This window comes from Pseudomonas sp. MDV22-iso1, assembly GCF_058145095.1.
The window spans coordinates 331,402-356,909 of the sequence record NZ_JBYVMF010000003.1; the positions used below are offsets into that span (position 1 = coordinate 331,402).

A 25,508-nucleotide genomic window follows, 5' to 3' on the forward strand; every position below is an offset into this window, starting at 1 on the left:
CGGGAGTAAACTCCCTCGCCACAATTCCGGTGTGTGCTACGACGGATGTGTAGACACCTATGCCGCGATGGGGCCATTACTCAAGCGAACTGCTCTCATGAATCGAGAGTGGGCAGCGGAGCAAACAGCGCTTCAATGTCACTCTGCTCGAGCTTCCACCCGCCGCTTGTTCCCCCCTCAAGTATCGCACCGGCTAAAGCTGCCTTCTCCTGCTGCAACGCCTGGATCTTCTCCTCCACCGTACCCCGGGCAATCATCTTGTAGACGAACACCGGCTTATCTTGCCCGATTCTGTAAGCACGGTCGGTCGCCTGGTTTTCAACAGCAGGGTTCCACCACGGATCAAAGTGGATCACGGTGTCGGCCGCTGTAAGGTTCAGACCTGTGCCACCCGCTTTCAAACTGATCAGAAACAACGGCACCTTGCCGCTCTGGAAGTCTTTGACGGGAGTACGCCGATCCGTCGTATCCCCGGTCAACAACGAGAAACCAATTCCTCGCTGCTGCAACTCTTCTTCTATCAATGCGAGCATCGAAGTGAACTGCGAGAACAACAGAATCTTGCGACCTTCCGTGAGTAACTCTTCGAGCATTTCCATCAAGCCATTCAGCTTGCCGCTACCTGCCTTTAGCGCTTTCGCAGTCAGCGACATTTTGACTAACCGCAAATCGCAACACACCTGACGCAACTTGAGTAACGCGTCGAGGATAATGATCTGACTGCGCGCAACGCCATTGCGGGTGATTTCGTCGCGTACTTTTTTGTCCATCGCCACGCGCACGGTTTCATACACGTCACGTTGTCCATCGCTGAGCTCAACCCAATGCACAATCTCGCTCTTGGGCGGTAACTCCGTGGCGACCTGTTCCTTCTTGCGCCGTAGCAGGAAGGGTTTTATCCGGGAGCTCAGGTGCTGCATCCGTTCGCTGTTGCCATGTTTCTCAATCGGTGTGCGGTAGTCGCGATTGAACGTCTTGCTGTCGCCAAGCCAGCCGGGCAACAGAAAGTGAAACAGCGACCAGAGTTCGCCGAGGTGGTTTTCCAACGGGGTGCCTGATAGACACACGCGCTGCCGGGCGCTCAGATCCCGGGCCGCCTGAGCCGCTTTGCTGATCGGGTTCTTGATGTTCTGCGCCTCATCGAGAATCAGCACGCTCCAGAGTTGCGGCTGCAAAATCTCCAGATCACGTGGTAACAACGCATACGTGGTCAAGACCAGATCGTACTCGGCAAGACGGGCAAAATTCTTTTGGCGGGAAGAGCCATGCAACGCCAGGACTTTCAGTTGCGGGGTAAAGCGTGCCGCTTCATCGAGCCAGTTGGGAATGAGGCTGGTCGGCATCACCGCCAGCGCGGGCAGGTCGAGGCGGCCTGCCTGTTTCTCCAAGAGCAAGTGAGCCAGGGTTTGCAGGGTCTTTCCCAGCCCCATGTCGTCGCCGAGGATGCCGCCGACTTCGAGCTCTCGAAGCGTCTGCAACCAGTTCAAGCCTTCGAGCTGATAGGGCCGCAGTACTGCATTCAGGCCTGCTGGAGCAGCAACGTTGCTTTGAGTGGAGTCGCGCAAACGTTTCGCGAAACTGCGTAACCGCTCACCGCCTTGCCACACCAACGGCAGGCCATCAAGCGCGCTCAAGCGTGCCGCATCAGGGCCATTCAAGCGCAGGGAATGACCACTGTTCACACCCAAATACAACTCGCTGAGCGTCGCCATCAACGGCTTGATCCGCCCGAGGGACAGTGCGACCTTGATGCCAGGTTTGGCACCGAATTGCCCACTATTGAGATCGATCAGCACCTGATCATCATCGTCACGCAAGGCCAGATTACCCGGTTCCATCAACTGCGGTTGTGTGCGCAACAGCTGCAGCAGGATAGGCAGCAAACTGTGCCGCTCACCATTGACGACGATGCCTAACTGAAGATCGAACCACTCGCGCCCGGGAGACTCTTCGACATCGGCATACCATTCATCTACTGGCTGTAAATTGAAATGAAAGCTGTCGGTGATGCTGATCTGCCAATTGGCATCTTTGAGCGCAGGAACGCCGTTTTGCACAAAGGCAAGCCACGCCGATTCGTCTGGCAGATCGAACATCTCACCCGCACTGTCGGGCAAGGCATCACTCTTGCGGGAGGCTTTTTTCAAGCCATGTCTCTGCAAGGCCTGGCGCAAGGCTTTTTCCGCGGCGGGCTTGCGTTGAATATGCTGGGTTTCGGTGCCGGACAGAATCAGCACTTCGGAAGACTTTTTGCCCGTCGCCAAGTGACCGTTGTAAGTGAACGCCAGGGCAGCGCGATGCTCGGGTTCGTACTTCCACTTTATATAACGCCTGGTCGAGGCAAGCGTCAGTACAGGCTGGGGCTCAACGTCATCAATGAAACTGTCGGTCAATACCCGCGGCGGCGGTGCGATCTTCGTTGCTGCGCCCATTCGATGACTGAACTGCGCGGCTTGTCGACCAGGGATCGCGGGAGCCAAGGACAGATGGCACGCCAGTTTTGCATCAAACCCGGTTTCAAGCGGCCCGACCTGCATCCGCTCGCGGTCCAGGTAATACAACGGTTCCAGGGCCAGGATCGTCTCTTCCGGGACGTCTTCACTGCCCCATTGAGGCCGGAAACTGCCGTTGGCTTGTTCGGCCCAGGCGAACTGCGCCGGCCTGCTCATACCTAAGCTCAAAGGCTGCAATTGTTCGAAATCGAGGAACAACCGATTGGTTTTCAGCGCCAACTGGAGCACTTCGGCCCCGCTGCCGCCTTGCAGCGGGTAACCGCTGTAATGAGCATGGTATGAATGGATGGCGACCAGCAACCTGGCGATTCGCAGGTCCAGCTCGGTGAGATAGGCAAACTCTCGCATGAGAGCGTCTGACAGCGAGATCACCGACTGAATGTCCTGCAATCGTCCATCGCTCAGCTGACGAGCCTTGCAGATTTCCAGCAGCCACTTGCCCGAGGTCGACGTCGCCTTGAGCTTGTACACCCAACAAGTGCCGGTGCCTTTAGTGACCCCGTCGCGATCATCATCGGGAATACCATCGAGCCAACGCTCCAGCTCACGGTTCAGGCGAACAGGCGCAGTGCTGTCGGGCGCATCGACGGCGAGCGTCTGCAAGTGGTAAATCACTGTCGCGCAATGCTTGCAATCGACCCCTACAGGACAAGTGCAGGAGCAATGCAGCGCAAATGCACCATTCGGCAGTTCCAGCAGCTCGATGGACTGCTGGTAAACATGACCCTGGGAACCTCTGCAATTGGCGCTGACCGACACATCATCAAGGTCGACGATGTGAAGCCGACCTTCATGGGCATACCGGCGCGCTTTATCCAGCGCGCGATGACTGAATTCTTCTTCCCACGGAATGTGCTGAATTTGCTCGATAATGGCCGACATTAAATCAACGCTTCTGAATATGACTGAACGGTAACGGACATCAAACCGCCTGACCTTTAAGCACCCGCGCCAACGTCGACTGAACCTTCCCCATCCCGTCCCGCAATGCCTGCTCGATATCGGCCATGCTGATTACCGCCGCCGACTTCCCCGCTGCCGGGTTCACCACCAGTGCGAGACAGGCGTAATCCAGATCCAGCTCCCGAGCCAATGCCGCTTCCGGCATGCCGGTCATTCCGACGATATCGCAGCCATCACGCGCAAGCTTTGCAATTTCGGCGATTGTTTCCAGGCGCGGCCCCTGAGTGCAGGCGTACACACCTTGACTGCTGTGGTCGACACCTTCAGCCGCCAACGCCGCAATCAATTGCTGACGCAACGTTTCACTGTAGGGAGAGCTGAAGTCGATGTGCGTGACCTGTTCCAGATCATCGGCGAAATAGGTGTGTTCGCGACCGCTCGTGTAGTCGATCAACTGATGCGGCACGCAGAAATGGCCCGTGGCCATCGAGCCATGAATCCCGCCCACTGCATTGACCGCAAGAATGGCTTCGGCTCCCGCCTGTTTCAGCGCCCAGAGGTTTGCACGGTAATTCACCTTATGCGGGGGCAAGCGATGAGGATGGCCATGACGGGCCAGAAACAACACGTCCTTGCCTGCGTACTCGCCGATCTGCACCTCGGCCGAGGGTGCGCCGTAGGGCGTGTCCACGGCCAGTGACTGACGAATGCTCAGGCCTTCAAGTTGACTCAGTCCGGTACCACCGATAATTGCGTAAACCGTCATAGCGAAACGTCCTCACTCGATCAGTTGAGCCTCTTTGAGCGCGCCGACCGCTGCCAGCCAGCGCGGGTTTTGACGGTGTTCAGAGTTGGCATGGGATTGGCCACGCATCCGCGCAATCCGCGGCGAAGGTTTGACCTTCAAGCGTTGCGCGGCAGTCAGGGCAAGTTCGGCGGCGGCGCGATCGTTGCACACCAGACCCATGTCGCATCCGGCGGTCAGTGCGGCTTCAATTCTGCTCGCCGCGTCGCCGACCACGTGGGCACCGGCCATGGACAGGTCATCGCTGAAGATCACGCCATCAAATTGCAGCTCGCCGCGCAAAATATCCTGCAACCAGCGCCGAGAGAAACCGGCGGGCTGGGAATCGACTTGCGGGTAAATCACGTGAGCCGGCATGACTGCTGCCAGTTGCTTGCTCAATTTGGCGAATGGCACCAGATCGTTGGCGCGGATTTCGTCAAGGCTGCGCTCATCGTTAGGGATGGCGACGTGGGAATCCGCTTCGGCCCAACCATGGCCGGGGAAGTGTTTCCCGGTGGCGGCCATACCGGCGCTGTTCATCCCGCGAATAAAGGCGCCGGCGAGCAGCGCAGCGCGCTCCGGATCACCTTCAAACGAACGGGTGCCCACGACGGCGCTGCGCTGGTAATCCAGGTCCAGCACCGGGGCGAAACTCAGGTCAAGGCCAACGGCGAGCACTTCGGTGGCCATGATCCAGCCGCACTGCTCGGCCAGGTATTCGGCGTTCGGGTTGTCGGCAATGGCGCGCATCGCTGGCAATCGCACGAAGCCCTGACGCAGCCGTTGCACGCGCCCACCTTCCTGGTCCACCGCCAGCAACAGGTCGGGGCGGATGGCGCGGATTGCCGCACTCAGCTCGCGGACCTGACGAGGGTGCTCGATGTTGCGGGCGAAAATGATCAGGCCACCCACTTCAGGTTGGCGCAGCAACTGGCGATCTTCAGCCGTCAACCAGGTACCGGCGACGTCCACCATCAACGAGCCTTGCAGGCCAGCAGTCATAGAGATTCCTTGATAACAGTAAATCCGGCTCGCGCGAACGCGCCGCCATGGGCAAGGCCCGGCAGGTCGGCGGTATCAATGGGGAGCGGGTTCAGAACGGGAGTGGGCATGGGCGGCTAGCTTAGCGGATGTCAGCTGCCGCGCCCACCCGTGCGCGGTTAAACCTTGGCGGCAACCGGCGTCGATTTACTGCGCGGACGCAGTTGCGCAGTGGCCATGGCGGTGTCAGTGACCCCGGTTTCGGCACGCATGCCAGCGGCCAGGAACGGAACCATCAGACGCATGACCTGCTCAATGGACGTATTAACGCCGAAGTCGGTCTCGGCAATCGCGCGCAACGCTTTAATGCCCGACATGCTGAACGCGGCGGCACCGAGCATGAAGTGCACGCGCCAGAACAGTTCGATCGGCGGGATGCGCGGCGCGGCTTCGTTTACCAGCGTCATGTAGCGGCGGAACACCTTGCCGTACATGTCTTCCAGATAACGACGCAAGTGGCCCTGGCTTTGACTGAAGGCCAAGCCGAGTAAGCGCATGAAGATGGAGAGATCGTTGCCGCTGCGTGGCTGCACCACAAGGGCTTGCTCGACGAGGATTTCCAGCAGCTCTTCAAGCGTGGGCTTGTTCTCAGGCTTGGCCTGGCGTCGCTCCAGCTCTTTATCGAGGCTCAGGCAGAACGGCCCGAGGAACCGCGAGAAGACGGCTTGAATCAGCGCCTTCTTTGACCCGAAGTGATAGTTCACCGCTGCCAGATTGACACCGGCCTTGCTGGTGATCAGACGCAATGAGGTTTCAGCGAAACCTTTTTCCGCGAACAACTGCTCGGCTGCATCAAGAATGCGTTCAACGGTTTCCGACTGGGCCATGGCTACTCCGCCTGACAAACACTTGTTTGAAACATACGTTTCAGACTATGTATTGTCAAGCCTGTCGGTTCGTTTTGGGAATGGTCAGTCAGCTATTTAACCATACAACGGCAAAGCTTCAATCAGAGGGTAAACCGACCGTCCAGCGGCAGCTGAAAAAAAGGGGCATTGCCAAGACCGTTTCACTGTATATAATCCCAGTCACTGTATAAAAAGACAGAGCGATCAATATGCTAAAGCTGACGCCACGCCAAGCAGAGATTCTGGCCTTCATCAAACGCTGCCTCGAAGACAACGGCTACCCGCCGACCCGTGCGGAAATCGCTCAGGAACTGGGTTTCAAATCCCCCAATGCGGCGGAAGAGCACCTCAAGGCGCTGGCCCGCAAGGGTGCAATCGAAATGACGCCCGGCGCTTCACGGGGTATTCGTATCCCCGGCTTCGAAGCCAAGGCGGACGACTCCACCCTGCCGATCATTGGCCGGGTTGCTGCCGGTGCGCCGATCCTGGCCCAGCAGCACATCGAAGAGTCCTGCAACATCAACCCTGCCTTCTTCCATCCGCGCGCCGATTACCTGCTGCGCGTGCATGGCATGAGCATGAAGGACGTCGGTATTTTCGACGGTGACTTGCTGGCGGTCCACACCACCCGCGAAGCCCGCAACGGCCAGATCGTGGTCGCCCGGATCGGCGACGAAGTGACCGTCAAGCGCTTCAAGCGAGATGGCAGCAAAGTCTGGCTGATTGCCGAAAACCCTGAATTCGCCCCTATCGAAGTCAACCTGAAAGATCAGGAACTGGTGATCGAAGGCTTGAGTGTTGGCGTTATTCGCCGCTAAAGGAGGCTTTATGCAGTTCCCACACACATCACAGCAAGCCCAACTGCCGTTGTTCGAGGCGTTCATGGTGCAACCGTTGGCACCGATTCTGAAGGACGTGGTCGAGTCGCCCTGGAGCGCCGAGCCGGAAGTCTTCAGTGAGTTGTCGTTGCGTGGTGCGGCCGGGAACTGCCTCAACCTTCTCGCGCCGATCCTCAGGGAACTGAGCCAGGATCAGGATGCACGCTGGCTGACCCTGATCGCCCCGCCCGCCAGCCTGACCCAAGCCTGGTTGCGGGACGCCGGACTCAATCGCGAACGCATCCTGCTGCTGCAACCCCGTGGCACCCAGAGCGCTCAACAACTGACCTGTGAAGCGCTTCGACTGGGTCGCAGCCACACCGTTGTCAGCTGGATCAACCCGTTGAATACACCCCAACGGCAACAGTTGATCAGCGCTGCCCGCATCGGGGACGCACAAAGCCTGAACATTCGATTGGGTTAAGCGAGAAAAGCTACGCGCCCGAAACTGCGCGGGGCTTCTCCAAGAATAGAGAAGCCGAATTGAAGGACAGGAAACCGACGGGCGGGATCAGTGCAGAACCCGCGACCCGTCATCTTTCTCGAATTCGCCTTCAACCATGCGCCCGGCCATCTGAACACCGACGCTCAACATCGCCTTGGCGACTTCCACGTGTTGGCCTTGCAGAAAGGCTTTGGCATCCTCGGAGAAATCCAAAGTAACCAGAGAACCCTCGTCCTCGGCCCTGCGCAGCTCGATACGGCCGTCTGGTAACTCGACAATTTCTAGAAAGGACGTTGGCATAAAAGTCTGTTCTCCACGAAAGGCGGGGATTATATAGGCATCGGTCATGCTTCGCTCGGGATCTTGACCAGCAGCACTGTTAATTGCGCGCCGGACCCACGGCAATCAGCACTCGTTCAAACCCTCACGAAAACGGATCGCCAGACCTTTCAGGTTCTGACGCCAGCTCTCGAGCTCAGCTCGGCTCAGCTCTTGCGGCGCCTCTTCTTCATCCAGGTTAACCGCCAGAATCAGTGGCTGCGTGACATCGCCCTTGGGCTTGTGCGGAGCACGAGGCGGTTGAAACAAAGCGGCATGGGCGGCTAGTAGTCTGGCCAACCAGGTTTCCGGATTTTGAGCCAGCTCGACCATCTCGGCCATTTCAGGAATCGCGATTGCTTCAAGCACTTCGCGAGTCAGCAACATTTCCGCGCGTGGCGCATTAGCCTGTGGCAAACGATAGAAGCCGGCGATTTCGTGGCATAGCCCCAACAACGCCCCGTACAGGTGAAACAACGCCGATTCGCGCCCGGCCTGAATCAGCGCCAGGGAGTTCATTGCCCGCCCCTCTTCGGCTTTGGCCAACGCTTCCAGCGACAGGCCGGCGAAACAGATTTTCTGATTGGTACGGGTATAGAGCTCGTGGGCCATGACGGCAGCCTCCACAACGAAATAATTGCTTCACGCAGGTCAGACAGTGTCGTGGATACACCCGGCCTGCGGCAAGCGAATCAAAAAAAACCGCATGAAATCCCGAAGGTTCTCATGCGGCTTTTTTACATCAGCTCCTGATCAAGCCTTGACCTTAGCCGGACGCTTGTCTTCCACAGTCCACTTGCCGCCGTCGTAATACGCTTTCCAGCCAGTCGGCTTGCCGTCGACTTCTGTCTGAACGTATTGCTCCTTGGTTTTGCGGCTGTAACGAATCACTGCCGGCAAGCCGTCCGGATCCTTCTGCGGCGCTTCACACAGGAAGTGATACTTAGGATCGATCTCGTCCTTGTGCGGGACAATTTCCATCACCAGCGGAGCACGGGTCTCGCGGTTTTTCGGGAACTGGCTGGCCGCCAGGAACAGGCCGGACGCACCGTCGCGCAAGATATAGGTGTCGTTGACCTTTTCGCATTTCAGCTCAGGCATCTTCACCGGATCCATCTTCGGCGGCGCCGCATCACCGCTTTTCAGCAGCTTACGGGTGTTCTTGCACGTCGCGTTGGTGCAACCGAAGAACTTGCCGAAACGGCCGGTCTTGAGTTGCATCTCGCTGCCGCACTTGTCGCATTCCAGGCTCGGACCTTCGTAGCCCTTGATGCGGTAAGTGCCCTCCTCGATCTCGTAGCCATCGCAATCCGGGTTGTTACCGCAGATGTGCAACTTGCGCTTCTCGTCGAGCAGGTAAGCGTCCATCGCCGTACTGCAGATCGGGCAGCGATGCTTGCCACGCAGTACCAGCGACTCCGACTCACCCTCGTCGTCCGCGGCGATTTCATCGCCCGGCACCAGATTGACAGTGGCCTTGCAGCGCTCTTTCGGCGGCAGGCTGTAACCCGAGCAGCCGAGGAACACACCGGTCGATGCCGTACGAATCTGCATCGGACGACCGCACACCACGCATGGAATGTCAGTCATCACCGGCTGGTTGGCGCGCATCCCGCCTTCGGCGCTTTCAGCGACTTCGAGTTTCTTCTTGAAGTCACCGTAGAACTCGTCCAGCACGTTTTTCCAGTCGCGTTCGCCCTGGGCCACGTCGTCGAGGTTCTCTTCCATGCCGGCGGTGAAGCCGTAGTCCATCAGGTTCGAGAAGCTCTCGGACAGACGCTCGGTGACAATGTCACCCATCTTTTCCGAGTAGAAACGACGGTTATGCAGCGCAACGTAGCCACGGTCCTGGATGGTCGAAATGATTGCCGCATAAGTCGAAGGACGACCGATACCGCGCTTTTCCATTTCTTTAACCAGGCTCGCTTCCGAGTAACGCGCCGGCGGCTTGGTGAAGTGCTGGGTCGGATCAAGCTTGATCAGCTTCATCGCATCGCCCTGAGCCATGTCCGGCAACACATCGTCGTCGCCTGGCTTGGCGATTTGCGGCATGACGCGGGTGTAACCGTCGAACTTCAGGATGCGGCCCTTGGCGCGCAGCTCGAAGTCGCCTGCACCCACGGTGACCGTGGTCGACAGGTATTGGGCTGGCAGCATCTGGCAAGCGAGGAACTGGCGCCAGATCAGCTCGTAAAGCCGCTCTGCATCACGCTCCATGCCCGACAGCTTGCTTGGCTCGGTGTTGGCGTCGGAGGGACGAATCGCTTCGTGAGCCTCTTGTGCGCCTTCCTTGCTGCTGTAGACGTTCGGATTTTCCGGCAGGTACTTCTTGCCGAACTCGCTCTCGATATAGGTACGCGCCATCGTCACGGCATCGGCCGAGAGGTTGGTGGAGTCGGTACGCATGTAAGTGATGTAGCCGGCTTCGTACAAACGCTGGGCCATCATCATGGTTTTCTTCACGCCGAAGCCCAGGCGGTTGCTCGCAGCCTGCTGCAGGGTCGAGGTGATAAACGGTGCGGACGGCTTGCTGCTGGTCGGCTTGTCTTCACGCTTGGCGATGCTGTAGCTGGACGCCTTGAGCTTCTCCAGCGCGGCCATGGCCTGGGTTTCGTTGAGCGGCTTGAAGGCTTCGCCTTTCTCGCGGGCCACGTCGAAGCGCACGGTCGCGCCCTTGGCGGTGCCGAGGTCAGCGTGGATTTCCCAGTATTCTTCCGGATTGAACGCCCGAATCTCGCGCTCACGCTCAACCACCAGCTTGACGGCCACCGATTGCACACGACCGGCAGACAAGCCACGGGCGATCTTCGCCCAGAGCAGCGGCGAAACCATGTAACCCACGACGCGATCGAGGAAACGACGCGCCTGCTGGGCGTTTACACGGTCGATGTCCAGCTCGCCCGGCTTGGAGAAGGCTTCCTGAATCGCCTTCTTGGTAATTTCGTTGAACACCACGCGCTTGTAGCGGCTGTCATCACCACCGATGGCTTCGCGCAGGTGCCAGGCAATGGCTTCCCCCTCGCGATCCAAGTCGGTTGCGAGATAGATGGTGTCAGCATCTTTGGCGAGCCGGCGCAGCTCTTCGATGACCTTTTCCTTGCCTGGAAGGATCTCGTACTTGGCTTTCCAGCCATGTTCGGGATCGACGCCCATGCGCGAGACCAGTTGCTTGCGCGACTTCTCTTTCGGCGTGAGCACCGGACCTTCACCCGCGGCGGCCTTGCCGCGCTTGGCGGCTGGCTCTTTGCTGGCGCTAGCCGAACCGCTGGTGGGCAGGTCTCGGATATGGCCGATACTCGACTTCACCACGTATTGGTTACCCAGATACTTGTTGATGGTCTTGGCCTTAGCCGGGGATTCCACAATGACCAGCGATTTGCCCATGGATCAGAAAATTCCTGAATTCTAGAAGTGAAAGGCGGTTGGCGCCTGACGCGGCACCGCTATATATAGTGGCTACAAGATGAGGTCAAGCGCAGGGTTCGGCGCGCACTCAGCTTATGGCTTGGAAAAAACGCTCGGTTCGGCTTGCACCAAAGCAAAGCGTGGCACCTGTTCGCCGTCAACCTCGACCGACTCCAGGAACATGCTCAAGGGACGCACCCAAAAGCCGTAATCGCCATACAGGGCTTGGTAGAAGACCACTTCTTCTTCGGTTTCCGAATGCCGCGCAATGCTGAATACGCGGTACTGCGGACCTTTGTAATGCTGGTAGAGCCCAGGTGATATCGACATGGTTTGGCCCTCGCACAAATCTTTTCAAAAATAAAATAAAAAAAATTCAGAAAAACAAAAACCGGGGCACTTGGCCCCGGCTTCCATCAACGAAATGCTTAAACGCGTTCGAAGACGGTGGAGATGCCTTGGCCGAGACCAATGCACATGGTAGCAACACCCAGGTTGCCGCCATTTTGCTTCATCACGTTCAGCAGAGTGCCGGAGATACGCGCACCGGAGCAACCGAACGGGTGACCCAGGGCGATCGCGCCGCCGTGCAGGTTAACCTTCTCGTTCATCTTGTCGAGCACTTTCAAATCTTTCAGCACTGGCAGGGCCTGTGCGGCGAAAGCTTCGTTGAGCTCGAAGAAGTCGATATCGTTAATGCCCAGACCCGCGCGTTTCAGCGCTTTCTGTGTAGCCGGTACTGGACCATAGCCCATGATTGCCGGGTCCACACCTGCCACTGCCATCGAGCGAATCACGGCCAAAGGCTGGATGCCCAGGTCTTGAGCACGCTGCGCCGACATCACGATCATGCACGAGGCACCGTCGGTGATCTGCGACGAAGTACCGGCTGTCACGGTGCCGCCCTTAGGGTTGAAAGCAGGCTTGAGAGCCGCCAGGCTTTCCAGGGTGGTTTCCGGACGAATGGTTTCGTCGTAGTCGAACAGTTTCAGGAAACCGTTCTCGTCATAGCCCTGCATCGGGATGATTTCGTCTTTGAACTTGCCTTCCACGGTCGCCTTGTGAGCGAGCTGATGGGAACGCACGCCGAAAGCGTCCTGCTGTTCGCGAGTGATGCCGTGCATCTTGCCCAGCATTTCAGCGGTCAGGCCCATCATGCCCGAGGCTTTCGCCGCGTACAGGGACATGTGCGGGTTCGGATCGACACCGTGCATCATGCTCACGTGGCCCATGTGCTCGACGCCGCCGACCACGAACACGTCACCGTTGCCGGTCATGATCGCTTGTGCGGCAGTGTGCAGCGCGCTCATCGACGAGCCACACAGACGGCTGACGGTCTGGCCGGCGGCAGTGTGCGGGATCTGCGTCATCAGGGACGCCATGCGGGCAATGTTCCAGCCCTGCTCCAGGGTCTGGTTTACGCAGCCCCAGATCACGTCTTCGACTTCGCTCGGGTCAACTTTGACGTTGCGTTCCAGCAATTTGCTGATCAGGTGCGCCGACATATCTTCGGCGCGGGTGTTGCGGTGCATGCCGCCCTTGGAGCGGCCCATCGGAGTACGACCGAAGTCGACAATCACGACGTCTCTTGGATTCAAGCTCATAAAATTTCACTCTCGCTCAAAAGTTGGGACGCTTAACCGAAGAACCGTTGGCCGGTTTTGGCCATTTCACGCAGTTTTGCGGTCGGGTGGTACAGCGCGCCCAAATCAGCGTACTGGTCAGCCAGGGCAACGAACTCTGCAACACCGACCGAATCGATGTAGCGCAGCGCACCGCCACGGAATGGAGGGAAGCCAATACCGTAGACCAGACCCATGTCGGCTTCGGCAGCGGTTTCGACAATGCCGTCTTCCAGGCAACGCACGGTTTCCAGGCACAGCGGGATCATCATCCAGTTGATGATGTCTTCGTCAGTGACTTCGCGTTGCTCGTAAACGATCGGCTTGAGCACTTCCAGTACCGACGAGTCGGCGACTTTCTTCTGCTTGCCCTTCTTGTCGGTCTCGTAGGCGTAGAAGCCCTTGCCATTCTTCTGGCCCAGGCGCTTGGCTTCGTAGAGGACGTCGATCGCCGAACGGCGGTCGTCTTTCATGCGGTCCGGGAAACCTTCAGCCATCACGTCACGACCGTGGTGACCGGTGTCGATGCCGACCACGTCCATCAGGTAGGCCGGGCCCATCGGCCAGCCGAATTTTTCCATGACCTTGTCGATACGCACGAAGTCCACACCGGCGCTGACCAGCTTGGCGAAACCGCCGAAGTACGGGAACAGAACGCGGTTGACCAGGAAGCCCGGGCAGTCGTTGACGACGATCGGGTTCTTGCCCATTTTCTTGGCGTAGGCAACGGTGGTGGCAACGGCCAGCTCGCTGGACTTCTCGCCACGAATCACTTCAACCAGCGGCATCATGTGCACCGGGTTGAAGAAGTGCATGCCGACGAAGTTTTCCGGACGCTTGAGGGCTTTGGCCAGCAAGGTGATGGAAATGGTCGAGGTGTTGGACGCGAGGATGGTGTCCTCTTTGACCTTGTCTTCGACTTCAGCCAGAACAGCCTGCTTGACCTTAGGGTTCTCGACGACCGCTTCAACCACCAGATCCACGTGACCGAAATCACCGTAGGACAGGGTAGGACGAATGCCGTTAAGGACTTCAGCCATTTTCGCAGCGGTCATACGACCCTTGTCAACGCGGCTCACCAGCAGCTTGGCGGCTTCAGCCAGACCTTGCTCGATGCCGTGCTCGTTGATGTCCTTCATCAGGATCGGCGTACCTTTGGAAGCCGACTGATAAGCGATACCGCCACCCATGATGCCGGCGCCCAATACGGCAGCCTGCTTCACGTCTTTGGCGATTTCGTCGTAGGCCTTGGCCTTTTTCTTCAGTTCCTGATCGTTCAGGAACAGACCGATCAAGCTCTGCGCAGCAGAGGTCTTGGCCAGTTTGACGAAGCCAGCCGCTTCGACTTCCAGTGCCTTGTCGCGACCGAAGTTCGCGGCTTTCTGGATCGTTTTGATCGCTTCGACCGGCGCCGGGTAGTTCGGGCCAGCCTGACCGGCCACGAAACCTTTGGCGGTTTCGAAAGCCATCATTTGTTCAATCGCGTTCAGCTTGAGTTTCTCAAGCTTCGGTTGACGTTTGGCCTTGTAGTCAAACTCACCGGAGATGGCGCGCTTGATCAGTTCCAGGGCAGCTTCCTGCAGCTTCTCAGGGGCAACCACTGCGTCCACGGCGCCGACTTTCAGCGCGTCTTCAGGACGGTTTTCCTTGCCGGCGGCAATCCACTCGATGGCATTATCGGCACCGATCAGACGCGGCAGACGCACAGTACCGCCAAAGCCCGGGTAGATGCCCAGTTTGACTTCCGGCAGACCGATCTTGGCCTTGGTGGACATGACGCGGTAGTCCGCCGCCAGGCACATTTCCAGACCGCCACCCAGTGCGATGCCGTTGATCGCGGCCACAGTCGGGACGTTGAGGTCTTCGAAATCGCTGAAAATCTTGTTGGCTTCGAGGTTGCCAGCAACAAGCTCTGCATCAGGCAGCTTGAAGTTCTCGACAAATTCGGTGATGTCGGCGCCGACGATGAAAACGTCCTTGCCGCTGCTGACGATCACACCCTTGATCGAAGCATCTGCCTTGATGGTGTCTACGGCCTGACGCAGTTCGTTCAGGGTTAGACGGTTGAACTTGTTGACGGACTCACCCTTGAGGTCGAACTTCAGTTCGACGATGCCACTTTCAAGAGCCTTAACCGTGATGGCTTTACCTTCGTAAATCATCAACTGATCTCCACGATATGGAAGCTGAACAGTACACGTCGGACGCAGGCGGATGGCTGGGCAGGACGATCATCGTCAATGCTACGCCAATCCACCCGACACACCCGCCAACGCGATAGTCGGGATTCTGTAGGAGCGATCTGCAATGCAAACGCTCAATTCATACGCCCGTTTGATTTGGGTACGTCACCTTCACGGAATTTCAGACAATTGTCAATCGCCCAAAATACGGGTTGAAACTCGACTTTGCGGTCATTTCCGTGACGCGAAGATCTTCAACACGCGGGTGCATGCGAAGCCATTCATAGGATCAATAGTTAGAAAAGTCGCCCTAATTCGCAGCAGCCTTTGTTTAAAAGGCTACGCTGGCGGGACGTGGAAGAAAAAATATCAACGCATTGGCGAATGCCCGGCGTAAGATCAGCCCACACCGTTTTCCGGCCTGCCTGGCCAACCCGGCCCGATGTTGATGTCGGGCTTTTTATTGCCCGTAGAAAACTCCCAACAGAACCACACCCGGACACCCTGAAGCAGCTGCCGAGCCTGCGAGGCTGCGTCCGGCTGCGCAGCAGTCGTAAAACCAGGCACTGCGGTGTGTCAGTTCTACCGAATCTACAGATCTTACGGCTGCTGCGCAGCCGGACGCAGCCTCGCAGGCTCGGCAGCTGCTACAGGTTCCAGTGGTTCAGGTATTTCGACGGTGTTCAAGCGAGTGCTTTGAGGGTTGCATCGATTTGCTGGAGGACGGTTGCCTCGCCCTTCTCGCCCCAATACAAAGCGATCATCTGCTTGTCGGCTTCGACCTTGTAAACGTTGGCTGGCAATTTTTCGAAATAATTCAGCAGCACCTGATCCTCGCAGACCTCCTGCCACTGATTCACCCAGACACCCGGCGCTTTTTGCCAGTAAATCCAGCACGCTGGCTGCTTGCCGCGCCGTGGACGATGATATTGCGCGCACGGACTGGGCGGCTCCTGGCTCAGCCAGTGTGGCCACTCCTGCGGCGCCAGTTGCATGGCCAATCCAATGCGTCGGGCTTCCATGCGAAGGGCCATGCGACCGCTCTGACCACGGGAGGGTCGCAACCATGCCAATGGACTCAAAACCACTAACAGGATTGACACCACTATCCAGACCGTCATATCAGTACACCCCTTTTTACACGCACCGCTTTTAAATGAGCGCACCGGGCCACTTTGGAACCACTGCGCTTGAAACCAGCCATACTTACCAATATTGCAATCCTCAGGAGGAGCACCTCATGCCCTACAACCATATTCTGGTCGCTGTAGATCTAACCGAAGAGTGCGATCCTGTAATCCATCGCGCTCGCGAACTGTCGGTCAGCAATGGTGCCAAATTGTCCCTGGTGCATATCGTCGAACCCATGGCCATGGCCTTTGGTGGCGACGTGCCGATGGACCTGTCACAACTGCAGCAACAGCAGTTTGATCAGGCCCGCGAGCGCCTGGATCGGTTGATCGTGAAGTACCCTGAGCTTTCCAAGGAATACAGCCACCTGACCTACGGCCAGCCGCGCCAGGAGATTCACCACCTGGCCAAGGAACAAACCTGCGACCTGATCGTAGTGGGCAGTCACGGCCGGCACGGCCTGGCATTGCTGCTGGGTTCCACTGCCAATGACGTGCTGCACGGTGCGCCTTGTGACGTACTTGCGGTGCGCCTGCAAAACAAAAGCTGAAACACGGACCTCTGTAGGAGCGAGCTTGCTCGCGATGGTCGTCAACGATAAAGCGGGGTGCCTGACACCCCGCGGCGCTCTCCGGTTCATCGCGAGCAAGCTCGCTCCTACAGAGATGGATTGTGTTGCATACGAAAAGCCCGGCGCTCATCTCTGAACGCCGGGCTTTTTTATTACAGGATCAATCAGGCATCCAGCTCAGCCCAACGCTCGACCATCACGTCGAGTTCAGCCTGTAACTGCTCCAGCTGAGCGATCACGGCAGCTGTTTCCGTCGCTGGACGCTGATAGAAAGCAGGGTCCGCCATCTGCGCTTCAACCGCCGCAATCTGCTTTTCCATGGCTTCGATCTGCGCCGGCAACATTTCCAGCTCGCGCTGCAACTTGTAGCTGAGCTTTTTCTTCGCTACAGGTGCTTCGGCTGCAGCAGCAACGGGTGCCGCTTCGGCCGTCACCACTGCCGAGGTCAGATCGGCCTTGCCGGACTTGCTCTCTGTTACGCCCAACAGGCGCGGCGAGCCGCCCTGACGCAGCCAGTCCTGATAACCACCGACGTATTCACGAACCTTGCCTTCACCTTCGAAGACCAGGGTGCTGGTGACCACGTTGTCGAGGAATGCCCGGTCGTGACTGACCATCAGCACGGTGCCGTTGAAGGTCAGCAAGACCTCTTCCAGCAACTCGAGTGTTTCCACATCGAGGTCGTTGGTCGGTTCGTCGAGGACCAGCAGGTTCGCCGGCTTGCTGAACAGTTTCGCCAGCAACAGACGCGCACGCTCACCACCCGACAGCGCCTTGACCGGCGTGCGGGCACGCTGCGGGCTGAACAGGAAGTCGCCGAGGTAGCTCAACACGTGACGGCTCTGGCCATCGATATCGATGAAATCTCGACCTTCGGCGACGTTGTCGATCACGGTTTTTTCCAGGTCCAACTGGTGGCGCAACTGGTCAAAGTAGGCCACGTCGATGCGCGTCCCTTCTTCCACTGTGCCGCTGGTTGGCTGCAGGCCACTGAGCATCAGCTTCAGCAACGTGGTCTTGCCGGTACCGTTGGCGCCGAGCAGACCGATACGGTCGCCGCGCGTCAGGACCATCGAGAAATCCTTGATCAGGAACGGACCACCCGGGTGAGCGAAACTCACGTTCTCGAGGACCATCACCTGCTTGCCGGACTTGTCAGCGGTGTCCAGCTGAATGTTGGCCTTGCCGGTACGCTCACGACGCTCACTGCGCTCAACGCGCAAGGCTTTCAAGGCGCGCACACGGCCTTCGTTACGGGTGCGACGGGCCTTGATGCCCTGGCGGATCCAGACTTCTTCTTGGGCCAGCTTTTTGTCGAACAGCGCGTTGGCGGTTTCTTCAGCGGCCAGCGAGGCCTCTTTGTGCACGAGGAAGCTGGCGTAGTCGCCGTTCCAGTCGATCAGGCCGCCGCGATCCAGTTCGAGGATGCGCGTGGCGAGGTTCTGCAGGAAAGAACGGTCGTGCGTGATGAACAGCACGGCGCCCTGGAAATCCTTCAGCGCTTCTTCAAGCCAGGCAATCGCACCGATGTCCAGGTGGTTGGTTGGCTCGTCGAGCAGCAACAGGTCCGGTTCGGAAACCAGGGCCTGGGCCAGCAGGACGCGACGACGCCAGCCGCCGGACAATTGCGAGAGGGTCTTGTCGGCCGGCAACTGCAGACGGCTCAAGGTGCTGTCGACCAGTTGCTGCAAGCGCCAGCCGTCTCGGGCTTCGAGGTCGTGCTGGACGTGCATCAGTTTGTCCAGATCGGCGTCGGTGACGATGTTCTGGCTCAGGTGGTGATACTGCGCGAGCAGCTCGCCAACACCGTCCAGGCCTTCAGCCACCACGTCGAACACGGTCCGCTCGTCGGCTACCGGCAATTCTTGCGGCAATTCGCCAATCTTGAGGCCGGGTGCACGCCAGACAGAGCCTTCATCGGGCTTCTGGTCGCCCTTGACGAGCTTCATCATGCTGGACTTGCCAGTGCCGTTGCGGCCGATGATGCACACCCGCTCACCACGGGCGATCTGCCAGGACACCTTGTCCAACAACGGCATAGCGCCGAAAGCAAGGGACACATCGCTGAATTTGAGCAGGGTCATGAGCTTCTCCAAAAACCGGGCGCGCATTCTACCTGACTTGAGGCTTCAAAAGGCCGGCAATTTCATTGTCGGGGCACTCTGCATGACAAATGTTGCGAACTGATGCCAACCGGTCCGCAAAGCTTTCGCCCGTTGCTGGCAAAAGGCTAAGCTACAGATTATTCAGTGTGGGTACTGTCCGCACTTGTCATGATTTCTCTGCCCGGATGTCTCATGCGCAGTCGCCTTTTTAGTCTTTTTTCATGTTTGCTTCTTTCTGCCACTGCCATCCAGTCAGCCCAGGCGGTGGACCTGTCCACTCAGCGCCAGTATTACGATGAAGCCAAGCGCGCGTTGGCCAAGGGCGATACCGGCCCTTATTTTCGCTACAGCCAGGCCCTCGCCGATTATCCGCTGGAACCGTATCTGGCCTATGACGAGCTGACCGCGCGCCTGAAAACCGCGAGCAACGCCGAAATCGAGAAATTCCTCGCCGAACACGGTGACCTGCCCCAGGCCAACTGGATGAAGCTGCGCTGGTTGCGCTGGCTGGCCGATCGTGGCGAATGGGCGACCTTCGTCAAGTATTACGACCCCAAGCTCAACTTCACCGAACTGGACTGCCTGAACGCGCAGTACCAGATCGGCAGCAACCAGAAATCCGTCGGTTACGCCAACGCGAACAAACTCTGGCTCACCGGTAAATCCCTGCCTGCCGCGTGCGACGGCTTGTTCGGTGTGTGGGCGGCCGATGGTCAGCTGACCGAAGAGAAGCGCTGGGAGCGCACCAAGCTCGCCGCCCAGGCACGCAACTATCCGCTGGCCAACAGCCTGATCAGCGGCCTGACCACCCTCGCCCCTCGCGGTCGCTTGCTGGTGGATGTGGCGCAAAAACCCGAACTGCTGAACCAGCCGTCGCGCTTCACCCCGGCCGACGAGCCGATGTCCGACATTGTCAGCCTCGGCCTGCGTCGTCTTGCCCGTCAGGACCCGGACAAGGCCATGGCCCTGCTCGACGGTTATGCCAGCAGCATGCATTTCTCTCGCGATGAAAAAGTTGCGATTGCCCGGGAAATCGGCCTGACCCTCGCCCGACGTTTCGACAGCCGTGCCCTGGACGTGATGACCAAGTACGACCCGGAACTGCGCGACAACACCGTGTCCGAATGGCGTCTGCGCTTGTTGCTGCGCCTGGCCCGCTGGGACGATGCGTATCAGCTGACCCGACGCCTGCCCCAGGATCTGGCGACCACCAACCGCTGGCGCTACTGGCAGGCCCGCAGCCTGGAACTGGCGCAGCCACAGAACCCGGAGTCGCAGGCGCTCTACAAGCACCTCGCTCGCGAGCGGGATTTCTACGGATTCCTCGCGGCGGATCGTTCGCAGTCACCTTATTCGCTGGTCAATAAGCCGTTGGTGCTAAGCCAGGCGCTGGTCAATAAAGTGCGCAACACACCGGGCGTACGTCGTGCCCTGGAGTTCCACGCCCGCGGGCAGATCGTCGACGGTCGTCGCGAGTGGTACCACGTCAGCCGGCATTTCAACCGTGACGAAATGGTCGCCCAGGCCAAACTGGCCTATGACCTGAAATGGTACTTCCCGGCGATCCGCACGATCAGCCAGGCGCAGTATTGGGACGACCTGGATATCCGCTTCCCGATGGCTCACCGCGAAACGCTGGTCCGTGAGGCCAAGGTCCGTGGCCTGCATTCAAGCTGGGTGTTCGCCATCACCCGCCAGGAAAGCGCCTTCATGGACGACGCCCGCTCCGGCGTTGGCGCCACCGGCCTCATGCAGTTGATGCCAGGCACCGCCAAGGAAACCGCTCGCAAATTCAGCATTCCATTGGCCTCGCCACAGCAAGTGCTCAACCCGGACAAGAACATCCAGCTCGGCGCCGCCTACCTGAGCCAGGTGCACGCCCAGTTCAACGGCAACCGCGTCCTCGCCTCCGCCGCCTACAACGCCGGCCCCGGTCGTGTGCGTCAATGGCTGCGCGGCGCGGATCACCTGAGCTTCGACGTATGGGTTGAAAGCATCCCGTTCGACGAAACCCGCCAGTACGTGCAAAACGTATTGTCGTACTCGGTGATCTACGGCCAAAAGCTCAACTCGCCACAGCCGCTGGTGGATTGGCATGAGCGGTATTTTGATGATCAATGATGTTTGCCTGACGCCATAACGAAAATGCCCGCATCGATTGATGCGGGCATTTTTTTAGAAACAAAAACAAGATCAAAGGTTCTTCTGTTCCGCAGCGTTCTTCACGCCGCCTCATGCCCATCACTGAACTGCAACGCCGCCAACCGCGCGTACAGCGCATTGCTTGCAATCAACTCCTGATGCGTCCCCACCGCCACCAGCTTCCCTTGGTCCATCACCGCAATTCGGTCGGCGTTCTTTACCGTGGCCAGTCGGTGGGCGATGACCAGGGTGGTGCGGTTTTTCATCAGGCTGGGCAGGGCTTGCTGGATCAGGTGTTCGCTTTGGGCGTCGAGGGCGCTGGTGGCTTCGTCGAGCAGCAGGATTGGCGCGTCCACCAGCAGCGCGCGGGCGATGGCGAGGCGTTGGCGCTGGCCGCCGGACAAGCCGAGACCACCGTCACCGAGGTGGGTCTGATAGCCATCAGGCATCTGTTCGATGAAGTCGTGGGCATAGGCGATTTTCGCGGCCTCCTGAACCTGGGCCAGGGTCGCGCCCGGGTTGCCGTAGCGAATGTTCTCTTCCACGCTGCCGAAAAACAGTGCCGGACTCTGCGAGACCAAGGCGAAGCAGCGGCGCAGGTCGAGGGGATCGAGTTGAGTCAGCGGCACGCCATCCAGCAGGATTCTTCCTTCGACCGGGTCGTAGAATCGCAGCAGCAGGTCATACACCGTCGACTTGCCAGCACCTGACGGGCCGACCAACGCAAGGGTTTCGCCGGCATTAATGGTCAGGCTCAAGCCATCGACCGCATAGCTTTGCGGACGCGACGGGTAGGAAAAGCGCACATCCTGCAGCACCAGATCACCTCTCACCCGCTCAGGCAACGTCACCAACCCGGTGACCGGTGGCTGAATGATGTTTTCCGAGCGCAGCAGTTCGGCGATTCGCTCGGCGGCCCCGGCGGCGCGCTGCAACTCACCGATTACCTCGCTCAAGGTGCCGAACGCACTGCCGACGATCAGGCTGTAGAAGACAAACGCGGCCAGTTCACCCGCCGAGATCCGTCCGGCAATCACATCCATACCACCGACCCACAGCATCACCCCCACGGCCCCCAGCACCAGCACGATCACCAGGGTAATCAGCCAGGCGCGCTGGAAGATGCGTTTACGCGCAGTCTCGAATGCCTGCTCCACGGTGACGGCAAACCGCTGCTCGTCCTGGACTTGATGGTTGTAGGCCTGCACGGTTTTGATCTGGCCCAGGGTTTCGGACACATAACTGCCGATGTCGGCAATGCGGTCCTGGCTCATACGAGACAGATTGCGGACCCGGCGGCCGAAAATCAGGATGGGTGCGATCACTAACGGCAAGGCCACCACTACGATGCTGGTGAGCTTGGGGTTGGTGATGAACAGCAAAACGATGCCGCCAATCACCATCAGCAAGTTGCGCAGAAACAGCGACAGCGAAGAACCAATCACCGATTGCAGCAGCGTTGTATCTGCCGTCAGACGGGACTGGATCTCGGAGCTGCGGTTGTCTTCATAAAACCCTGGGTGCAGGTAAACCAGATGATTGAACACCTGCCGCCGAATGTCCGCGACCACCCGTTCGCCGATCCAGGACACCAGATAGAAACGCGCAAACGTACCGATCGCCAACCCCACGACCAACACCATGAACAGCCCGATCGACTGATTGAGCAGATGCGGCGACTGAGTCATGAAGCCCTGATCGACCAACAACCGAATGCCCTGCCCCATCGACAACGTGATGCCGGCAGTGACGATCAGCGCGAGCAACGCACCCAAAGCCGGCCAGCGATAAGGCGCAAGAAAGCGAGTGGTCAAGCGAATGGCGCGGCGTTGACGAGCAGAAAGCATGGGGATCATCCAGATACGCAACGGCGCAGTTGATAGGAAGGAACTCTGTAAATCACAATGAGTCAGGTTAATTATGACCGCAAAGCCTAGCCTCTAGACGCTATTGGTCTAAAGTCCGGCTGGCAACGTTGCGATATTTCTGGTGGACTGATGCTGCCGTTCAGGAAAGATCGCAGGGAGTTGTCACAACCCGGTCACCGGGCGGTTTTATAGTAAGCACACAACCTGATGAGGAGACAGGCCATGTCCTTGCAACACAGCAGCGAAGACAAAATTGAAGTGATCCGTACACAGCCAGACCAGTCTCTGGGTTGCTCGATTATCGATGAACAAGGGCGCGAAGTACCGATCACTGAAGGCATGATCCAGGACGCTTGCCGCGAACTGGAACAGCGATTGGTCAAGCCTGCCAAACAAGATTGATGTAGCCACCGTCTTCTTGACCCGGCCCTGATGGCCGGGTTTTTTATGGGTGAATTTCGCGCCCCCACCCTGGGTGCCGTTTAATCACATATCCCTGTAGGAGCTGCCGCAGGCTGCGATCTTTTGATCTGGTTTTTGATCTTCAAAATCAGTAAGCAAGATCAAAAGATCGCAGCCTGCGGCAGCTCCTACAGGGGACACCGTTATCCCTGAATGGGCGTTGCACCCAACGCCGCCACAATCTTCTGCAACTGCGCCGAGTCCCCTTCAATCCGCACCTGCAATCCATCAATCTCCCGCCGCTGCGGGTAATGCTTGCGCAACGCATCAAACGCCGCACGCTGTTCGTTCACCGTCCCGACAAGGCTGCGGCGGAAATCCGCGTCATCACGGCGCGGGTCGTACACGCCACGGCACAGCATCGCCAATGCCCAGGCCGGATCACTTTCAGCGTTCAAGGTCACGCGGGACAGCCAAGGCGCCGGCAGCAATTCGCTCAGGCTGATGTCCGCCGGCTGACCGAGGAAATCGCAATACGCCTGATAAATCTGCGCCGTCCCGCGCTGTTTGCCATCAAGGCTGTAGCCCGCAATGTGCGGTGTCGCCAACACGCAGAGATCGGCCAGTGCCACATCGACCTCGGGCTCACCCTCCCAGACATCCAGCACGGCTTGCAGGTCTTCACGCTGCAACAGGACGTTGCGCAGGGCGGCGTTATCGACCACCGCGCCGCGACTGGCGTTGATCAGCCAGGTGCCGGTCTTGAGTTGATTCAGACGGGTTTTATCGAACAGGTGCCAGGTGGACTGGGCGCCGTGTTTCTTCAGTGGTGTGTGCAGACTGATGACATCACACTGCTCGATGATGCGCTCAAGGCTGACGAAGTCGCCGCCTTCCGCCGCTTGCCGTGGCGGATCGCAGACCAGCACGTTCCAGCCCAGCCCTTTCAGCACCTTGACCAATCGGCCGCCGACTTCACCGGCGCCGACCACGCCATAGGTGCGTCGAGTCAGGTCGGCGCCTTCGATTTCGGCCAGGGTCAGCAGACTGCCGAGGACATAATCGACCACGCCTCGGGCGTTGCAACCGGGTGCGCTCGACCAGGTGATGCCAGCCTGCTGAAAGTAATCCAGGTCCAGGTGATCGGTGCCGATGGTGCACGTACCGACAAACCGCACCTTGCTGCCTTCGAGCAATGCGCGGTTGACGTTGGTCACGGAGCGCACCAGCAACACATCGGCCTGCTCGACCGTTGCACGGTCAATGGAGCGCCCCGGCACCCGGCGGATTTCGCCAAAACGTTCGAAGAAGGCATCGAGCAGCGGGATATTTTCGTCGGCAACAATCAGCATGGCGGGCTCCTTTGGGGGATCGGCAGTGTAGGCGTAGATGGCCATGCTGGGCCAGCGGGCATTAGAGGTCACCACTTCTCCTGTGGTCACCACCTCTCCTGTTGTCACCACTTCTCCTGTGGTCATCACTTCTCCTGTGGTGAGGGGATTTATCCCCGTTGGGCTGCGAAGCAGTCCCAGAACCTGTGCACGCGGTGTACCTGTAATAACGTGGATTCAATAATAGGGGCCGCTTCGCAGCCCAACGGGGATAAATCCCCTCGCCACAGGGGTTATCGATACCTGCGGGAGACGATTACAAATCCCCAACACAGCTCTTTTCCTGACCATAGCGTCAACGCGTAGGATGCCCCACCTTGCGCATCAATACCTTTGGACGTTGTCACCACTTCTCCTGTGGTCACCACTTCTCCTGTGGTCATCACTTCTCCTGTGGTGAGGGGATTTATCCCCGTTGGGCTGCGAAGCAGTCCCAGAACCTGTGCACGCGGTGTACCTGTAATAACGTGGATTCAATAATAGGGGCCGCTTCGCAGCCCAACGGGGATAAATCCCCTCGCCACAGGGGTTATCGATACCTGCGGGAGACGATTACAAATCCCCAACACAGCTCTTTTCCTGACCACAGCGTCAACGCGTAGAATGCCCCACCTTGCGCATCAATACCTTTGGACGTTGTCACCACTTCTCCTGTGGTCGCCACTTCTCCTGTTGCCATCACTTCTCCTGTTGCCATCACTTCTCCTGTTGTCACCACTTCTCCTGTGGTGAGGGGATTTATCCCCGTTGGGCTGCGAAGCGGCCCCAGAACCTGTGCACGCGGTGTACCTGTAATAACGTGGATTCAATAATAGGGGCCGCTTCGCAGCCCAACGGGGATAAATCCCCTCGCCACAGGGGTTATCGATACCTGCGGGAGACGATTACAAATCCCCAACACAGCTCTTTTCCTGACCACAGCGTCAACGCGTAGAATGCCCCACCTTGCGCATCA

20 protein-coding genes and 1 pseudogene are annotated in these 25,508 nt (G+C 58.5%); 6 read left to right on the forward strand and 15 right to left on the reverse strand.

Going from position 1 to position 25,508, the window contains the following annotated elements; genetic code table 11:
* Positions 1-95 precede the first annotated feature (95 nt).
* The 4 genes from AC3ZVB_RS06100 to AC3ZVB_RS06115 all read right to left on the reverse strand — a co-directional run bounded on the left by AC3ZVB_RS06100 (position 96) and on the right by AC3ZVB_RS06115 (position 6,071).
* A complete protein-coding gene (locus AC3ZVB_RS06100; RefSeq protein WP_490146058.1) occupies positions 96-3,395 on the reverse strand; it encodes a DEAD/DEAH box helicase in 3,300 nt (1,099 codons plus the stop codon).
* 40 nt (positions 3,396-3,435) lie between these two features.
* A complete protein-coding gene (locus AC3ZVB_RS06105; RefSeq protein WP_490146059.1) occupies positions 3,436-4,182 on the reverse strand; it encodes an S-methyl-5'-thioinosine phosphorylase in 747 nt (248 codons plus the stop codon).
* 12 nt (positions 4,183-4,194) lie between these two features.
* Positions 4,195-5,205 (reverse strand): beta-N-acetylhexosaminidase, encoded by a 1,011-nt coding sequence (nagZ, locus tag AC3ZVB_RS06110; RefSeq protein WP_490146060.1) that lies wholly within the window; start codon positions 5,203-5,205, stop codon positions 4,195-4,197.
* Between the two features lie 158 nt (positions 5,206-5,363).
* Complete coding sequence (locus AC3ZVB_RS06115) at positions 5,364-6,071, reverse strand: TetR/AcrR family transcriptional regulator (RefSeq protein WP_162437418.1); 708 nt, start codon at positions 6,069-6,071, stop codon at positions 5,364-5,366.
* Positions 6,072-6,301: 230 nt separating this feature from the next.
* On the opposite strand from AC3ZVB_RS06115, the gene lexA reads away from it, so the two are divergent.
* Together lexA and sulA are read left to right on the forward strand one after the other, a co-directional pair.
* Positions 6,302-6,910 (forward strand): transcriptional repressor LexA, encoded by a 609-nt coding sequence (lexA, locus tag AC3ZVB_RS06120; protein WP_046026989.1) that lies wholly within the window; start codon positions 6,302-6,304, stop codon positions 6,908-6,910.
* Positions 6,911-6,920: 10 nt separating this feature from the next.
* Positions 6,921-7,394 carry an SOS-induced cell division inhibitor SulA gene (gene sulA, locus AC3ZVB_RS06125; protein ID WP_162437419.1) on the forward strand — a complete coding sequence of 158 codons (474 nt, stop codon included), beginning with the start codon at positions 6,921-6,923 and terminating at the stop codon, positions 7,392-7,394.
* 87 nt (positions 7,395-7,481) lie between these two features.
* Here sulA and AC3ZVB_RS06130 read toward each other — a convergent pair whose 3' ends face one another.
* From AC3ZVB_RS06130 to AC3ZVB_RS06160, 7 genes are all read right to left on the reverse strand, one after another.
* Entirely contained in the window at positions 7,482-7,715 is a 234-nt protein-coding gene (locus tag AC3ZVB_RS06130; protein ID WP_162437460.1) for a hypothetical protein, read from the reverse strand.
* A gap of 105 nt (positions 7,716-7,820) precedes the next feature.
* Positions 7,821-8,345, reverse strand: coding sequence for a DUF6586 family protein (locus AC3ZVB_RS06135; protein ID WP_490146061.1), 525 nt, complete (start codon positions 8,343-8,345; stop codon positions 7,821-7,823).
* Positions 8,346-8,486: 141 nt separating this feature from the next.
* Positions 8,487-11,117 (reverse strand): type I DNA topoisomerase, encoded by a 2,631-nt coding sequence (topA, locus tag AC3ZVB_RS06140; protein WP_490146062.1) that lies wholly within the window; start codon positions 11,115-11,117, stop codon positions 8,487-8,489.
* Between the two features lie 114 nt (positions 11,118-11,231).
* Complete coding sequence (locus AC3ZVB_RS06145) at positions 11,232-11,468, reverse strand: DUF1653 domain-containing protein (protein ID WP_162437422.1); 237 nt, start codon at positions 11,466-11,468, stop codon at positions 11,232-11,234.
* A 98-nt stretch (positions 11,469-11,566) separates the two neighbouring features.
* Entirely contained in the window at positions 11,567-12,742 is a 1,176-nt protein-coding gene (gene fadA, locus AC3ZVB_RS06150; RefSeq protein WP_162437423.1) for an acetyl-CoA C-acyltransferase FadA, read from the reverse strand.
* A 32-nt stretch (positions 12,743-12,774) separates the two neighbouring features.
* Positions 12,775-14,922, reverse strand: a complete 2,148-nt coding sequence (fadB, locus tag AC3ZVB_RS06155; RefSeq protein ID WP_490146063.1) for a fatty acid oxidation complex subunit alpha FadB — start codon at positions 14,920-14,922, stop codon at positions 12,775-12,777.
* A 704-nt stretch (positions 14,923-15,626) separates the two neighbouring features.
* Positions 15,627-16,064, reverse strand: coding sequence for a hypothetical protein (locus AC3ZVB_RS06160; protein ID WP_490146064.1), 438 nt, complete (start codon positions 16,062-16,064; stop codon positions 15,627-15,629).
* A 119-nt stretch (positions 16,065-16,183) separates the two neighbouring features.
* Between AC3ZVB_RS06160 and AC3ZVB_RS06165 the strand changes: the two genes are divergently transcribed.
* On the forward strand, positions 16,184-16,624 hold the full coding sequence (locus AC3ZVB_RS06165; protein ID WP_162437426.1) for a universal stress protein: 441 nt from the start codon (positions 16,184-16,186) through the stop codon (positions 16,622-16,624).
* Positions 16,625-16,658: 34 nt separating this feature from the next.
* Positions 16,659-16,769, forward strand: a pseudogene (locus AC3ZVB_RS06170) (outer membrane lipoprotein carrier protein LolA); the annotation flags it as partial.
* Positions 16,770-16,809: 40 nt separating this feature from the next.
* Here the strand turns inward: AC3ZVB_RS06170 and AC3ZVB_RS06175 are convergent.
* Positions 16,810-18,729 (reverse strand): ATP-binding cassette domain-containing protein, encoded by a 1,920-nt coding sequence (locus AC3ZVB_RS06175; RefSeq protein ID WP_162437427.1) that lies wholly within the window; start codon positions 18,727-18,729, stop codon positions 16,810-16,812.
* Positions 18,730-18,942: 213 nt separating this feature from the next.
* Here AC3ZVB_RS06175 and AC3ZVB_RS06180 point away from each other — a divergent pair, with 213 nt between their 5' ends.
* Positions 18,943-20,871, forward strand: coding sequence for a transglycosylase SLT domain-containing protein (locus tag AC3ZVB_RS06180; protein ID WP_490146065.1), 1,929 nt, complete (start codon positions 18,943-18,945; stop codon positions 20,869-20,871).
* A 101-nt stretch (positions 20,872-20,972) separates the two neighbouring features.
* Here AC3ZVB_RS06180 and AC3ZVB_RS06185 read toward each other — a convergent pair whose 3' ends face one another.
* Positions 20,973-22,748, reverse strand: a complete 1,776-nt coding sequence (locus tag AC3ZVB_RS06185) for an ABC transporter transmembrane domain-containing protein (RefSeq protein WP_490146066.1) — start codon at positions 22,746-22,748, stop codon at positions 20,973-20,975.
* Between the two features lie 234 nt (positions 22,749-22,982).
* Between AC3ZVB_RS06185 and AC3ZVB_RS06190 the strand changes: the two genes are divergently transcribed.
* Positions 22,983-23,162 (forward strand): PA1571 family protein, encoded by a 180-nt coding sequence (locus AC3ZVB_RS06190; protein ID WP_162437430.1) that lies wholly within the window; start codon positions 22,983-22,985, stop codon positions 23,160-23,162.
* Between the two features lie 203 nt (positions 23,163-23,365).
* Here the strand turns inward: AC3ZVB_RS06190 and pdxB are convergent, their stop codons facing one another.
* Positions 23,366-24,514, reverse strand: a complete 1,149-nt coding sequence (gene pdxB, locus AC3ZVB_RS06195; RefSeq protein WP_490146095.1) for a 4-phosphoerythronate dehydrogenase PdxB — start codon at positions 24,512-24,514, stop codon at positions 23,366-23,368.
* 568 nt (positions 24,515-25,082) lie between these two features.
* Complete coding sequence (locus tag AC3ZVB_RS06200; RefSeq protein WP_490146067.1) at positions 25,083-25,250, reverse strand: hypothetical protein; 168 nt, start codon at positions 25,248-25,250, stop codon at positions 25,083-25,085.
* Positions 25,251-25,508 lie beyond the last annotated feature (258 nt).

Coding starts and splice junctions, on each gene's coding strand:
- AC3ZVB_RS06100 (WP_490146058.1), bottom strand. CDS start 3,395: ATGTCGGCCATTATCGAGCAAATTCAGCACATTCCGTGGGAAGAAGAA.
- AC3ZVB_RS06105 (WP_490146059.1), bottom strand. CDS start 4,182: ATGACGGTTTACGCAATTATCGGTGGTACCGGACTGAGTCAACTTGAA.
- nagZ (WP_490146060.1), bottom strand. CDS start 5,205: ATGACTGCTGGCCTGCAAGGCTCGTTGATGGTGGACGTCGCCGGTACC.
- AC3ZVB_RS06115 (WP_162437418.1), bottom strand. CDS start 6,071: ATGGCCCAGTCGGAAACCGTTGAACGCATTCTTGATGCAGCCGAGCAG.
- lexA (WP_046026989.1), top strand. CDS start 6,302: ATGCTAAAGCTGACGCCACGCCAAGCAGAGATTCTGGCCTTCATCAAA.
- sulA (WP_162437419.1), top strand. CDS start 6,921: ATGCAGTTCCCACACACATCACAGCAAGCCCAACTGCCGTTGTTCGAG.
- AC3ZVB_RS06130 (WP_162437460.1), bottom strand. CDS start 7,715: ATGCCAACGTCCTTTCTAGAAATTGTCGAGTTACCAGACGGCCGTATC.
- AC3ZVB_RS06135 (WP_490146061.1), bottom strand. CDS start 8,345: ATGGCCCACGAGCTCTATACCCGTACCAATCAGAAAATCTGTTTCGCC.
- topA (WP_490146062.1), bottom strand. CDS start 11,117: ATGGGCAAATCGCTGGTCATTGTGGAATCCCCGGCTAAGGCCAAGACC.
- AC3ZVB_RS06145 (WP_162437422.1), bottom strand. CDS start 11,468: ATGTCGATATCACCTGGGCTCTACCAGCATTACAAAGGTCCGCAGTAC.
- fadA (WP_162437423.1), bottom strand. CDS start 12,742: ATGAGCTTGAATCCAAGAGACGTCGTGATTGTCGACTTCGGTCGTACT.
- fadB (WP_490146063.1), bottom strand. CDS start 14,922: ATGATTTACGAAGGTAAAGCCATCACGGTTAAGGCTCTTGAAAGTGGC.
- AC3ZVB_RS06160 (WP_490146064.1), bottom strand. CDS start 16,064: ATGACGGTCTGGATAGTGGTGTCAATCCTGTTAGTGGTTTTGAGTCCA.
- AC3ZVB_RS06165 (WP_162437426.1), top strand. CDS start 16,184: ATGCCCTACAACCATATTCTGGTCGCTGTAGATCTAACCGAAGAGTGC.
- AC3ZVB_RS06175 (WP_162437427.1), bottom strand. CDS start 18,729: ATGACCCTGCTCAAATTCAGCGATGTGTCCCTTGCTTTCGGCGCTATG.
- AC3ZVB_RS06180 (WP_490146065.1), top strand. CDS start 18,943: ATGCGCAGTCGCCTTTTTAGTCTTTTTTCATGTTTGCTTCTTTCTGCC.
- AC3ZVB_RS06185 (WP_490146066.1), bottom strand. CDS start 22,748: ATGATCCCCATGCTTTCTGCTCGTCAACGCCGCGCCATTCGCTTGACC.
- AC3ZVB_RS06190 (WP_162437430.1), top strand. CDS start 22,983: ATGTCCTTGCAACACAGCAGCGAAGACAAAATTGAAGTGATCCGTACA.
- pdxB (WP_490146095.1), bottom strand. CDS start 24,514: ATGCTGATTGTTGCCGACGAAAATATCCCGCTGCTCGATGCCTTCTTC.
- AC3ZVB_RS06200 (WP_490146067.1), bottom strand. CDS start 25,250: ATGGCAACAGGAGAAGTGATGGCAACAGGAGAAGTGGCGACCACAGGA.